Annotated in this window: 16 protein-coding genes and 1 riboswitch; of the genes, 10 read left to right on the forward strand and 6 right to left on the reverse strand. The window is 61.2% G+C overall.

Annotated features, from left to right (window positions below):
- Nucleotides 1-5: 5 nt before the first annotated feature.
- Both ACF8GB_RS04115 and ACF8GB_RS04120 read right to left on the reverse strand, forming a co-directional pair.
- Nucleotides 6-1,790 (reverse strand): GMC family oxidoreductase, encoded by a 1,785-nt coding sequence (locus tag ACF8GB_RS04115; RefSeq protein WP_058637743.1) that lies wholly within the window; start codon nucleotides 1,788-1,790, stop codon nucleotides 6-8.
- 3 nt (nucleotides 1,791-1,793) lie between these two features.
- Entirely contained in the window at nucleotides 1,794-2,537 is a 744-nt protein-coding gene (locus ACF8GB_RS04120) for a gluconate 2-dehydrogenase subunit 3 family protein (RefSeq protein WP_078478601.1), read from the reverse strand.
- Between the two features lie 171 nt (nucleotides 2,538-2,708).
- Between ACF8GB_RS04120 and alkB the strand changes: the two genes are divergently transcribed.
- On the forward strand, nucleotides 2,709-3,356 hold the full coding sequence (gene alkB, locus ACF8GB_RS04125) for a DNA oxidative demethylase AlkB (RefSeq protein WP_196126073.1): 648 nt from the start codon (nucleotides 2,709-2,711) through the stop codon (nucleotides 3,354-3,356).
- Nucleotides 3,357-3,498: 142 nt separating this feature from the next.
- On the forward strand, nucleotides 3,499-3,786 hold the full coding sequence (locus tag ACF8GB_RS04130) for a hypothetical protein (protein ID WP_049695925.1): 288 nt from the start codon (nucleotides 3,499-3,501) through the stop codon (nucleotides 3,784-3,786).
- A gap of 33 nt (nucleotides 3,787-3,819) precedes the next feature.
- Here the strand turns inward: ACF8GB_RS04130 and ACF8GB_RS04135 are convergent, their stop codons facing one another.
- From ACF8GB_RS04135 to ACF8GB_RS04150, 4 genes are all read right to left on the reverse strand, one after another.
- On the reverse strand, nucleotides 3,820-4,080 hold the full coding sequence (locus ACF8GB_RS04135; protein WP_392526591.1) for a DUF1652 domain-containing protein: 261 nt from the start codon (nucleotides 4,078-4,080) through the stop codon (nucleotides 3,820-3,822).
- A 217-nt stretch (nucleotides 4,081-4,297) separates the two neighbouring features.
- A complete protein-coding gene (locus tag ACF8GB_RS04140; protein WP_392526592.1) occupies nucleotides 4,298-5,161 on the reverse strand; it encodes a pirin family protein in 864 nt (287 codons plus the stop codon).
- Between the two features lie 45 nt (nucleotides 5,162-5,206).
- Entirely contained in the window at nucleotides 5,207-6,127 is a 921-nt protein-coding gene (locus tag ACF8GB_RS04145) for an alpha/beta fold hydrolase (RefSeq protein WP_197844621.1), read from the reverse strand.
- Between the two features lie 20 nt (nucleotides 6,128-6,147).
- Entirely contained in the window at nucleotides 6,148-6,771 is a 624-nt protein-coding gene (locus ACF8GB_RS04150) for a LysE family translocator (RefSeq protein WP_058605006.1), read from the reverse strand.
- 134 nt (nucleotides 6,772-6,905) lie between these two features.
- Between ACF8GB_RS04150 and ACF8GB_RS04155 the strand changes: the two genes are divergently transcribed.
- The 8 genes from ACF8GB_RS04155 to ACF8GB_RS04190 all read left to right on the forward strand — a co-directional run.
- A complete protein-coding gene (locus tag ACF8GB_RS04155) occupies nucleotides 6,906-7,385 on the forward strand; it encodes a GNAT family N-acetyltransferase (RefSeq protein ID WP_058605007.1) in 480 nt (159 codons plus the stop codon).
- 54 nt (nucleotides 7,386-7,439) lie between these two features.
- Nucleotides 7,440-7,663: riboswitch (cobalamin riboswitch) on the forward strand.
- An 87-nt stretch (nucleotides 7,664-7,750) separates the two neighbouring features.
- Nucleotides 7,751-7,942 carry a CbtB-domain containing protein gene (locus ACF8GB_RS04160; protein ID WP_058637748.1) on the forward strand — a complete coding sequence of 64 codons (192 nt, stop codon included), beginning with the start codon at nucleotides 7,751-7,753 and terminating at the stop codon, nucleotides 7,940-7,942.
- Nucleotides 7,943-7,951: 9 nt separating this feature from the next.
- Nucleotides 7,952-8,644, forward strand: coding sequence for a CbtA family protein (locus ACF8GB_RS04165; RefSeq protein WP_078478599.1), 693 nt, complete (start codon nucleotides 7,952-7,954; stop codon nucleotides 8,642-8,644).
- A complete protein-coding gene (locus ACF8GB_RS04170) occupies nucleotides 8,641-9,027 on the forward strand; it encodes a cobalamin biosynthesis protein (RefSeq protein WP_197844623.1) in 387 nt (128 codons plus the stop codon). The genes ACF8GB_RS04165 and ACF8GB_RS04170 overlap by 4 nt, the downstream gene beginning before the upstream one ends.
- 34 nt (nucleotides 9,028-9,061) lie before the next feature.
- Nucleotides 9,062-9,808: a precorrin-4 C(11)-methyltransferase gene (cobM, locus tag ACF8GB_RS04175; protein WP_392526593.1), complete on the forward strand. Its 747-nt coding sequence runs from the start codon at nucleotides 9,062-9,064 to the stop codon at nucleotides 9,806-9,808.
- 63 nt (nucleotides 9,809-9,871) lie between these two features.
- Nucleotides 9,872-10,114 (forward strand): DUF1272 domain-containing protein, encoded by a 243-nt coding sequence (locus tag ACF8GB_RS04180; protein WP_197844624.1) that lies wholly within the window; start codon nucleotides 9,872-9,874, stop codon nucleotides 10,112-10,114.
- 220 nt (nucleotides 10,115-10,334) lie between these two features.
- A complete protein-coding gene (locus tag ACF8GB_RS04185; RefSeq protein ID WP_058637752.1) occupies nucleotides 10,335-10,949 on the forward strand; it encodes a response regulator transcription factor in 615 nt (204 codons plus the stop codon).
- 13 nt (nucleotides 10,950-10,962) lie between these two features.
- Nucleotides 10,963-12,806: transporter substrate-binding domain-containing protein (locus tag ACF8GB_RS04190; RefSeq protein WP_392526597.1), on the forward strand; the 1,844-nt coding region annotated here is incomplete at its 3' end.

Genomic DNA, 12,806 nt, shown 5'->3' on the forward strand with positions numbered 1-12,806 from the left:
GCTCCTTACACCGCCACCAGGGGGCCGGGATTCTTCAGGTACCGTTCACGAATGGCCCGCGCCGACCAGTAGGTCAGCGCAGCGACCAGGCCGGTCGGGTTGTAGCCAAGCCCCTGCGGGAATGCCGAGGCCCCAGGCACGAACACGTTGTGCACATCCCAGCACTGCAAATAGCGGTTCAAGGCGCTGGTTTTAGGGTCAGTCCCCATGATCGCCCCACCGTTGAGGTGAGTGGTCTGGTAGGTGGCAGTATTGAAATGCTCGTTCACTTGCTTGCCCAGCACCGCAATGGCCTTGGGGTTCATGGCCTTGGCGATGGCGCTGAGCTTGCCGACCATGAACTGATTCATGCGGATGTCGTTTTCCTGCCAATCGAAGGTCATGCGCAGCAGCGGCAGGCCATAGGCATCACGGTAGGTTGGGTCCAGGTCCAGGTAATTGCCGCGGTAAGACTGGTGCGCGCCGTGCGCATCCATGGAGATCTGATGGGTGTAGTAGTCGGCCGTGGCCTTTTTCCAGGCACTGCCCCAGGCGGGGGTGCCCGGGGGGTTGCCTACACCTGCAATGGGCCGCGTCCCTGCCTGGTTGACCCACATCGGTGAGCCACCGACGAAGCCGTGGGGGCCATGGTCGAAATTGTCGGCGTTGAAGTCGTCGATCGCCACGCCATTGCCACCGGCGCCGATGAAGTTGTTGGTGTGCAAGTCCTTGTCGAAGAAGGCCTTGACGGTGCCCATGTTCTGATAGGCGAAATTGCGCCCGACCACACCCTCATTCTTGACCGGGTCGTAGGGCTTGCCGATGCCAGAAAGCAGCATCAGGCGGACATTGTTGAACTGAAAGGCCGACAGGATCACCAGGTCAGCCGGCTGTTCGACTTCACGGCCCTGGGCGTCGATATAGGTCACGCCGGTCGCACGCTGCTTGCTGTCGTCCAGGTTCACCTTCAGCACATGGGCATTGGGCCTTAGCTCGAAGTGCTCCACCTGGCGCAACGCTGGCAGGATGTTCACGTTGGGCGACGCCTTGGAATACATGTAGCACACGTAGCCGCTGCAGAAGCCGCAGAAATTGCACGGTCCCATCTGAGCGCCATACGGGTTGGTGTAAGGGCCGGATGTGTTGGCCGAGGGCAGGTTGTAAGGGTGATAGCCCAACGACGCGGTGGCCTTCTGGAAAACCTGGGCCGACACCACGTTCTTCTGCGAGGGCAGCGGGAACGGATTGGAGCGGTCTGGGGCAAACGGGTTGCCGCCCTTGCCCTGCCCGACCAGCTCACCCTTGACCGTCCAGGCCTGGCCAGAGGTGCCGAACACCTTCTCGGCAAAGTCGAAGTAGGGTTCCAGTTCTTCGTAGCTGACGCCGAAATCCTGAATGGTCATGTCCTGGGGAATGAACGATTTGCCGTAGCGCTCTTCGTAGTGGCTGCGCATGCGCAGCTCCATCGGGTCGACACGAAAGTGCACCCCCGACCAGTGCAAACCGGCACCGCCCACCCCCTTGCCAGGCAAGAACGCGCCCAGCTGGCGGTACGGCAGCGCTACATCGTTGACGGTATGGCGTATGGTCACCGTTTCCTTGGAAAGGTCCACGAACAGTTTCTTGCGCACGCTGTAGGTCAGCTCGTCGATGACCTGCGGATAACTGCCGTCAGGGTACGTGTCCTGCATGGGCCCGCGCTCCAGCGCAACCACGTGCAGGCCGGCCTCGGTCAGCTCCTTGGCCATGATGGCCCCCGTCCAGCCAAAGCCGACGATCACGGCGTCCACCTTCTTCAATGCATTGGCCATGGCTCAGGCCCTCTCGCCGCGAATGGATACGGGGGGGAACGGGTAGCGCTCGTTGCGCTCGGCCCAATCCATGAAGTCGGCCCGCGCTCCGGGAAAGCCGATGAGCTTCCAGCCGACCATGCCCTGGTTGCCGCCATGCACCGGATCGCAGAAAAAGCCTTCGCGCGTGTTTTGCAGCAGCAGGCTGAAAAATGCCTTGGCCGGCACGTCCTGCAAAGTCAGCTCGCCAGATTCCAGCTGCGCCAGCACCTTGTCCTGCTGCTCGGGGCTGCGCGCGTGGAAGGCTTTGTTACCGTTGGCCAGGCACCATTGGTGAACACCCGCGATACCTAGGCGGTAAATTTGTTGCGGGGTCAGTTGCAATTGATAGCCAAGCTCTGGCGCCGCATCGGCCTTGAACGGACCTTGCATGTACCACAGCCCGCCACTGGCGTAAGCAGTGCCCATCTGGCGGTCGATATACTGCGCAGCGCCGGCCTCGAGGGCCCCAGGCCCTAGCTCGTCGGCTGGAATGAGACGGCTGACCGCTGCTTGGACAAAAGCGAACTCCTCTGGGGTGAAGAACGCAGGATGGTAGGCAGTGGCAGCGGGCTTGGATTCGGGCTGGTCGGGCTGGCGTACCGGCTCGGCCAGTGCGGTGGCACTGCCCAGGCCAATGCCGGTACTGGCCACCGTTACCACTGGTATCAAGGTCAGGGTCTTGCGCAGGAAGTCCCTGCGGGGGTTGTCCGGTACGTGCTCAGACATGTGTAATCCTCATCATCAATCGGCTACCGCGGCCACGGCACGATGAAGACCATTAACAGACGGATGGCGTTCAGAAACGTTTTGAATTAATTGGTGGCTCACCGATAGTGAACACCCATGAACTCCAGCTTTCCTCTGCTGGGTAACAGGCCAACTGGAATACTCAGACTGATGATCCAATCCGATCTGGACCTGTTCGGGGCCCAACCGCAGCACCTGGCACCCTGCACAGTACTGTTGCCAGGCGTCGCGCTGGAAGATGTCGAGCACGTGCTGGATGCGCTTCGCCCGATACTGCGTTGCGCGCCCTGGCGGCACATGCGTACCCCTGGCGGTTTGAACATGGCCGTGGGCCTGACCAACTGCGGCGCACTGGGTTGGATCAGTGACGAACGCGGTTACCGATACAGCCCCGTGGACCCGCTGTCGGGTAGACCCTGGCCGGCGCTGCCGCCTGTACTGCTGACCTTGGCCACGCAGTGCGCTGCGCGTGCAGGGTTCGAGGGCTTCGTACCGGATGCGTGCCTGATCAATCATTACCAGCCAGGTATCCGCCTGAGCCTGCATCAGGACCGCGACGAAAAGGATTTCAGCCAACCCATCGTGTCCCTCTCGTTGGGTTTGCCTGCCGTATTCCTGATGGGTGGATTGCAACGTTCAGACAGAACCCAGCGTATTGCCTTGAATCATGGCGATGTGCTGGTGTGGGGGGGTGAAGACCGTCTACGCTTTCATGGTGTACTGCCCATCAAGCCTGGCGTGCATCCGCGCATGGGCCCGCGCCGCATCAACCTGACGTTTCGCAAGGCAGGCGCCTGAACGCCAACGCAATCGAATTGAACGCATGAAGCAGGATTGAACTCCCATGCAGCCTGCAGCCTCCTCACGTTTCTTCCCTAAAGGAGATCGTCATGACACATCGACATGCCCCAGCACGTACCACGGTCAGAGAGCAGCGTCCATGAGAATGCCAGGCCGCGCTCCTAATGCATCGGTACAACTTGACTACGTCCGCGATACCCTGTTCGGACCCGTGGCGCAAAGTGTCGAGTGCCAGTGCCAGCTCGCACCGCTTAACCTGCAAGGGCGGCCTGCGCTGCGCCTGCACATCTGCCCACCTCTGCCCAACAAGGTGCACCGAGCGCACAGTGTCGCATTCATCTGGGACGGACGCAGTTACCATGGCGTTGTCAGAGACCAGGGCAAGTGCGGCGACGGTGGGCTCAACCTTCTGCTCGAACTGCAGTGACTGCCGGTCAGAAGCGTGCGTTGCGCCGCGCTGTCAGGCCAACTTCTTCGAGTACACGGGAGCGCCGTCGCGCATTGCGTGTAATTGGCCGACCAGGTTTACCAGGTCCCTGCTGCTGTTGAGGCTGCTGAGCGGGACATCACAAAGCGTGACGGATTTTGCAAGATCCTGACCATTGCCAAGGCGGATGGTCAGATGTGCGCCGTCGGCGCAGCTGATTTCACACCGATCTGGCAAGCAGGCCTGCTCGATCATCTGTCGCAGTTCCAGTGTCGATACGCCTATCAGAGACATGGCAGAGCCCTCTTTGGATTAGCTGTGGGTGAATAGGCCTGGGTGTCAGGCACAGGATCACAGTAAGAGGAACCTGTCGGGGCGCATGCAACGATGCGGTATCGAAGTGCTGGGTTCCATCTGCACCTTAGTTGAAGAACACGCCGAGTGCTGGGTAGTTCGAGCCGTATCGAATCGGTGCGACGGGTGGTGGTCAGCGCCCTGGGACGGTGCGCGTTCAGGGCATCCGGCCAAACTTGCCTGACTTGAACGCTTCGATGGACTCGATGATTTCATCCCGCGTGTTCATCACGAAGGGGCCGTATGCCACCACCGGCTCGTCGATAGGCTCGCCGCTCAGCACCAGCACACGAGCGTGCTGCGGGGCTTCAAGCAGCACATCGGCGCCGTCACGGGCCAATATCGTCACCGAGCACGGGCCAGCCTCACTGACCTGATTCAGTCGCAAACCGCCTTCCAGGCTTACCACCGCAGCCGTGCGGCCTGCCGGAACGGGAAGCACCACTTTGGCGCCGGCCTCAAGGTCCAGGTCCCAAACGTCCATCGGCGTGAAAGTGCGAGCCGCCCCGCTCACCCCTTGGTACTCTCCTGCGATCACACGCAGGCTGCCCACGCCCGCACCCAAGTCCACCGTGGGGATATCGGCGCTGGCCAGAGTCTGATAGCCGGCCGGCGCGCGCTTGAACCGGGCCGGAAGGTTCACCCATAGTTGCACCGACTCCAGCACGCCGCCGCTGCGGGCGAACCCAGGTGAATGAAACTCTTCATGAACGATGCCGTCTGCAGCGGTCATCCACTGAACGTCACCCGGTCCTATGACCCCGCCAGCGCCAGTGGAGTCGCGGTGCTCGAGTTCGCCCTGGTAGACGATCGTGACCGTCTCGAAACCCCGGTGTGGGTGAGCTCCGACCCCGCGGCGCGCCGAGGTGGAGGCAAAGGTGTGCGGGCCGGCGTAATCGAGAAGCAGAAACGGGCTGGTGCGACTGACGTCGTCGTCATAGGTGAACAGGCTGCGGACCGGAAAGCCATCGCCGACCCAGTGCCCGGCAGGGTTGGAATGGGTATTCAAAATTGTCTTCATCGTGCGCTCCTCAACGTGCGGGTGCCACGATAACGTTGCATCGACTCACGGGCTAGCTACCTGGAACGGTCCAGCGTGTTCTATGGGTAGGACGCTGGGTTGGAGGAAAGCCAGCACCTCCTGCGCCGCAGCCTCAGGATTTTCCTGCATGAAACAGTGTCCGCCAGCGACCTGCTGCGCACTGACATGAGGGTTGAGCGCTGCCAGCCGTATCGCCGAGGCCTGTACATAAGGGTAGGTCTGGCTGCCGTACACCACACGCGTCGGCACGCTGATACGCGCCAGGCTCGACCACAGGTGGGACGGATAGGTACTGAAAATGTCCACTTCGCGGCTTGGACGGCACTTGAGCATTACACCCCCTTCGCCTTCGGCGATCGCGTGCGCCACGTAGGCCTGCAATGCCGCGTCGGTCCAGCCTTTGAAAATGCCCCGCCCTTGCAGGGAAGTCATGGCTGAGGGGCGGTCCGGCCAGGTGCTGCGCCTGCCGGCCGTTTTGCGCGCCAGCGCATGGTGCCGATTCAACCCGAAGCAGGCGGCCAGCTTCATCGAAAACAGCATGCGCCGGCTGAAGATCACCGGGTCGAGTAGCACCGCGCGCTCGAACAGCTGCGGCTCATTGGCCAGCAGCAACCCGGTGAGCACTCCACCGAAGCTATGACCGATGGCAAGCCGGGGGACGTTGCCATACTCAGCCACGTGTGCGCTGAAGGCTTCGGCGGCCAGCGCTGCCGTGCGGTTCCAGCCACGGAATGGGCCGCCGTGGTCACTGTCCCCGTGCCCCTGGACGTCGCTGAGCCAAAGATCGAAGTGCTGGCCCAGGTGCATCAGCAACGGTTGATAGGCCAGCGAGCAGAACCCGTTGCCGTGCAGAACGTGCAGCAGGGGTCGCCCTGTAGGCTCGCTGCGCCAGCCGCGCAGGATGAACCCTTCGCTACAGTCGTGGGACCACGGTGTCAGTTGCATGATGGGCGCTGCCTTCTGCATCAAGGGTGAAACGCCGATTCTACAAACAGCAGCGGGTAGAGAGAAATGACCAGCAGTGCAGCCATCAGGACATTGAACAGCATCAGCCAGCGCGGGTTCTGCAGCAGACCGCGCAGCGCACTGCCGAACATGACCCATACCCCCACGCTGGGTAGGTTCACCAAAGCGAACAAGGCGGAGATGACCACCACGTTAGCGACGTAGCCTTGCGCCGGGGTATAGGTCGTTATTGCGCCGATGGCCATGACCCAGGCCTTCGGGTTGACCCATTGGAAAGCAGCCGCGGCCCAGAAGCCAATAGGCTTGGGCTCTGCCGTAGAAGCGGTGCCAACCGGCCCTGAGGTGGCGATTTTCCAAGCCAGGTAAAGCAGATAGCCCGCTCCGGCATAGCGCAGTACGGTGTAGAGCGCAGGCCAGGCCTTGAACACCTCTCCCAGGCCCAGGCCGACGGCAAGCACCATGACCATGAACCCTACGCTGACGCCCAGCGCATGTGGCACCGAGCGGCGCACACCGAAATTCACGCCCGAAGCCAATAGCATGGTGTTGTTGGGCCCAGGAGTGATGGAAGAAACGAATGCGAACAGGACGAAGGCGATCAGCAGGTCGAGCGAGGCGAGCATGACGGGTATTCCACTGGGTTCAGGAAAGAGTTCACACTAGCCCAGTGCACGCTTCACCCTTGCAGTACAGATACAGAGAATTTTGCAGATACACATAGCTGTACCACTCGCAGCCGATAAAGGATAAGCGCTCGATGAGTCTTGTAATTCGCCCTGCCCTACGCACTGACGCCCAACAGATCCTGGATTTCATTACCGAATTGGCCGAGTACGAGCGCGCCCGCGACGAAGTGCTGGCCACTCCCCAGGACATCGAGCGCAGCCTGTTCGACGCAGGCAGCACCGTTCATTGCCTGATGGCCGAACGTGAGGGCCGTGCGATTGGTTTTGCCATTTACTTCTACAGTTACTCGACCTGGCTTGGGCGCAATGGCATCTACCTGGAAGACCTCTACATCACCCCAAACGACCGTGGCGATGGCGCCGGACGTCAGTTGCTCCGGCACATTGCCAAGCAGGCGGTTGCCCAAGGCTGCGGCCGTCTGGAATGGAGTGTGCTGGATTGGAACGAGCCGGCCATTGGGTTTTATGACGCACTGGGGGCGCAACCGCAGAACGAGTGGCTGCGGTATCGGCTCGATGGTGAGCGGCTAATCGCCTTCGCTCAGCAATGATCGAGCGCTTGCCCGCCTCGCCTGTGCATTTGACGCAGCGCAGCGCTCGTGCTTTTCTATCGCATTGCGTCAGGTGCCCCAAGAGGGTGAAACGGGAAATCGGTGCGTCACAGGCCTGTCAGGCAGGCTTTGACTATTCCGGTGCTGCCCCCGCAACGGTAAGCGAGTGAGGCGTCTTTACCACTGTGCCAGGAAATTCGGCATGGGAAGGTGACGCTGCCCAGGAGATACACTCCTCCTCGCAAGCCCGGAGACCGGCCTGGCGTCCATCAACACCCCGCGGTGGGCGGGCGCTGTCGCATTCCTGCGGGTATCGCCTGCAGCTGCCGCGCCTGCCCGTCCCCAACACGCAGAGGAAGGCGCCAATGCCCATCACAACCCGCCCGCACGTTACCAGCATCGTTGCCCCCGTATCCCTCAGCCAACGCATTGTCGTCGCTGTAAGCGCCAGCCTGCTGGGCTTGTGCCTGGTCTACTTTGCCGGTTTCTCGCACATCGAAGCCGTTCACAACGCTGCGCATGACACCCGGCACAGCGCCGCCTTCCCCTGCCACTGAGTGCCACCCATGATCACGCACATTGCCCGTACGGCGGGCTTCAGCGGACTGCTGGCGGCACTGCTGCTGACCGTGCTGCAAAGTTTGTGGGTCAGCCCGCTGATCCTGGAAGCGGAGACATACGAGGCATCGGCCCCGGCACATGCCCATGCCCATGCCCAAGATACCGAGGCTGCCCATGAGCACAGTGACGAGGCCTGGTCACCCGAAGAGGGTTGGCAGCGCACGCTCTCGACCACCGGCGGCAACCTGGTCGTGGCGGTGGGGTTCGCTTTGATACTGGCTGGCTTGTACAGCCTGCGCCAACCGCGCACCACGGCCAGTGGTGCTGCCTGGGGCCTGGCCGGTTTCGCCGTGTTCTGCCTGGCGCCCACGCTCGGGCTGCCGCCGGAGCTGCCGGGCACCGCTGCGGCGGACTTGGCGCAACGCCAGGTCTGGTGGGCTGGCGCCGCGGGTGCCACGGCCGTGGGCCTGGCACTGCTGGTATTTGCCCGCCACTGGGCCTTGAAGGGGGTGGGCGTCATTGTCCTGCTGCTGCCGCACGTGATGGGTGCTCCTCAGCCTGAAGTGCACCAGAGTTTGGCTCCAGCGGCGCTGGAGACTCAGTTCCAGCTGGCGTCCTGGCTCACCAATGCAGCATTCTGGCTTGCCCTTGGCCTGATCAGCGCAGCGCTGTATCGCCGCTTCAGCCGACCAGAGTGAAGCCGTTCTACGTAGGGTTTGGCTGCCGCAGGGGTTGCCCGATGGACAGCTTGTTGACCTTGCTCGAACAAGGCCTCGCCCAGCGAGGCCTGGACCCTACGCACCTTCACGGTATCGCCAGCATCGATCTCAAGTCGCACGAGCCAGGGCTGCATGCACTGGCCAGCCACCTGGCGCTGCCCTTGGTGTTCTACCCTGCACCGCACTTGAATCGCTTCGAAACGCATCTGAGCCATCGCTCAGCCGTCGCCTATGCGCACAGCGGGTGCTGGGGCGTGGCCGAGAGTGCAGCGCTGGCCATGGCTGACCAGTACAATGGCGGCCCGCAACTGCTGGTCACGCGTCGAACGCTGGGCCCTGCGACCCTGGCCATCGCTCACTGATCCCGCTCACCTTTGTCAATCATTCAGGAATACCATGACGGTTTACTTCATCGGCGCCGGCCCCGGCGACCCCGAGCTGATCACGGTCAAGGGGCAGCGCCTGATTCGCACCTGCCCTGTCATCATCTATGCCGGCTCTCTGGTCCCCCTTGCCGTTCTGGAAGGCCACTGCGCCGATACCCTGATCAACAGCGCAGAGCTGCACCTCGAGCAGATCATCGATGCCGTCGAGTGCGCCCATGCGCAGGGCAAGGATGTCGCGCGTGTGCACAGCGGTGATCCGAGCCTTTATGGCGCCATCGGTGAACAGATCCGCCATCTGCAGCGTCTTGGCATCGACTATCAGATTGTGCCAGGCGTCACCGCCGTGGCTGCCAGCGCCGCGTTACTGGGATGCGAACTGACCTTGCCCGACGTCGCCCAGAGCGTGATCCTGACCCGCTTCGCAGACAGCTCGCCCATGCCAGCCGGCGAGCAACTAGAGGCGCTTGCGCGTCATGGCACGACGCTAGCCATTCACCTGGGGGTCAAGCACCTGGCACGCATCGTCGAACAGCTACTGCCTCACTACGGTGGCGACTGCCCCGTTGCCGTGGTCTACCGCGCCACTTGGCCGGACCAGGATTGGGTGCGAGGCACACTGGACGACATCGTCGAGCGCGCCACTGTCAAAGGTTATCGCCGTACCGCGTTGATTCTGGTGGGCCGAGTACTGGGCGACACGCCGTTCGCCGAATCGGCCCTTTACCGTGCGGGGCATGCGCACCTTTACCGCGTCTAGCTTGCCAGCCAGTTCCGGTCCGGAACACACTGCGTGCAGACAGTCCCGACAGGAATCACGCTTATGCTGGAATTGCGCCCCAACTGCGAGTGTTGTGATGCCGCTCTGCCCGGTGACAGCCTCGATGCCTTTATCTGCTCCTTCGAGTGCACCTTTTGCCGAGGGTGTGCGCAGGAACGTTTGCAAGGTCGATGCCCCAACTGCCAGGGGATGCTAGCAGCTCGACCCGCACGGGTTGGCAAATCGTTGATAGAGCACCCTGCATCGTCAGCACGCGTAAGTAAAGTACACACAGCGTGTAGCTGATCTTACGGTTTGGCGGCCAACAATAGGCCAAACGCCGCTGAATCGGCCTCCTTTTTGTAGGAATTTTCAACAGCCCCTTGAGGGTAATTCAACACCTCATATACTCGGCATTACTAAAGTTCGGTAATGGTCGTATCGTGCTGCGCTTCTGACAACCCGCTTACAGAAGTATTCCTGAGTACCTCAGGAGCTGGACCACATCTGAACAGGAGTTTTCCTAATGACCAACGTGCTGATCGTGGAGGACCACCCCATCGTCCGCTTATCTTTGCGCATGCTGCTCGAACATGAACGTTTCAATGTGATCGCAGAAGTGGGCAATGGCAGTGAAGTCGCGCAAATGGCACGCGAGCTGAAACCGGACGTGGTGATTCTGGACATCGGTTTGCCTGGGCTGGACGGCATGGAAGTCATCAAGCGCCTGCAATCGCTCGATCAGGTGCCCAAAATCATGGTCCTCACCGGCCAGGCAACAGACTTGTATGTACGCCGCTGTCTGGACGCAGGCATCGGCGCATTCGTGACCAAGGAGGAAGATCACGAAGCCTTGCTGTTCGCGCTCAAGGCCCTGGTAAAAGGCTATTCGACGTTCCCGCAGATGTCGGTCAACAGCAATTCGCTGGAAAGCGAGCCGGTGCGCTTGGCGAGCCTTTCCAACCGCGAAATGGAAGTCCTCAGGCGCCTGACACGTGGAGAAAGCAACAAGAACATCGGCAGCTGCATGAACCTCAGCGCCAAAACCATCAGCACCTACCGCGGCCGGATCATGGAAAAACTCAAGACCGAGTCACTGGTGGAGATGGTCGATCTCGCCAAGCGTAACCACGTCTACTGAGCGGCGCATGACGATCAAACGCGTGCTGGCGAGCACCGTCCTGCTGATGGTGCTGGCGTGCGCCGTCGCGCAGTCGCTGGCCAGCGAGACGCGCAGTTTGCTGGCCCGTTCAGTAAGTGCCACGCAGCCTTTGAAGCTGCAAACGGCCGAGCGCCAGTGGCTGGACGCCCGCAAGCGCTTGGTGTTGGGCACTTCCCGGCCCGACTATCCGCCATTCGATATCAATGTCAGTCCCAATGACTACGAAGGCCTGACGGCAGATTACGTCGGCATCATTGCAGATTTGTTGGGTATAGCCGTTGAAGTCAAACGTTTCGATAGCCGCTATCAGGCCATAGAGGCGCTGCATGAAGGACGTGTGGACGTGCTGGGCAGCTCCAACAGCTTTGAGGCTGCAGACGCCGGGTTGAGCTTGACTACAGCGTATGCCGATGACCTGCCGGTGATCGTGACCCGGGAAGGCCAGCGCCTTGCACCTGCCCACGACCTTGCAGGGCTGCGTCTGGCCATGGTTGACCATTATCTGCCGGCCAATCGTGCCCGCGCCCTTTATCCGGCAGCGCAACTGATTTTATATCGCTCTACCCAGGCGGGTCTGGCCGCCGTGGCAATGGGCGAAGCCGACGCCTACCTGGGCGATGCTATCAGCACGGACTATCTGATTGGCAAGACATTCAAAGGCGCACTGCGGATCGATCACTTCTCACCGATTGTTCCTGAGGCGTTTGCCTTTGCAGTGGCACGCGATAACGATGCACTGCGTCAACTGCTCGACAAAGCACTGCGCCGGATTGGCGAAAGCGAGCGCCTGGCCATTCTCAAGCGCTGGAGCAACAGCAACACCAGTCTTTTGTTACAGCGCCACCTGAGTGTACTGACCGACGAGGAGCAAGCCTGGATCACGGCTCACCCGGTCGTAGACGTGTTGATCAATCCGGCCTTGGCGCCCTTGACGTTCTACGATGACCAGCAGCGGCCCAGTGGCATAACCCTGGACCTGCTCAAACAAATTACCCTGAGGACCGGGCTGCAATTTCATATCAGGCAAGCCGAGTCCGCCCAGTCCATGATCGACCGCCTGGGCCAAGGCGACGCAATGATGATCGGCGCGTTGGGTTACGGCGCCGAACGGTCCAAGCACGTGCGCTTTACACGGCCCTACCTGATCAGCCCGCGTGTGCTCGTTACCCGCGCCGATTACCCGTTGCAGGCCGGTAGCCAGCGCTTTGAACCGCAACGAATCGCGTTGATTCGCAGCTCTCCGCAGCGCGCCATGCTGCAACAGCGCTACCCCCAGGCCCGGCTTGTCGAAGTCGACAACCCCCTGGACCTGATGGAGGCTGTGGTCAATCGCAGTGCCGATGCCGCTTTGAGCAGCCATATCAATGCGGCTTACTACATCAGTCACGTCTTCAAGAACCGACTTCAGATCGCAAGCATTCTTGACGAAGATCCGGCCGTTGCGGCGTTTGCCGTCGCGGCCGATCAGCCACAATTGCAATCGATCCTGGACAAAGCCTTACTGAGCATAGCGCCCGAAGAACTCGAGCAGTTGATCAATCGCTGGAGGACCAGCACCGTGGTCAGCGACAGCCCATGGCGCAACTACCGAGAACTGGCACTACAGGTGTTGGTCCTTGCGGCGTTGCTGATCGCAGGTGTCGTTTTCTGGAACAGCTACCTGCGCAAACTGATCCAGAAGCGAGTCGAAGCCGAGCGCGCCCTGCAGACACAACTGGCGCTGAGTCGTGGCTTGCTGGAGCAGCTTCGCCATGCCAAGGATGAAGCCGAGCAGGCCAGCCTCATGAAAAGCACGTTCCTGACCACCATGAGCCACGAGATACGCACCCCCATGAA

Source organism: Pseudomonas sp. xss_4, from assembly GCF_043104125.1.
Taxonomy (GTDB): domain Bacteria; phylum Pseudomonadota; class Gammaproteobacteria; order Pseudomonadales; family Pseudomonadaceae; genus Aquipseudomonas; species Aquipseudomonas parafulva_B.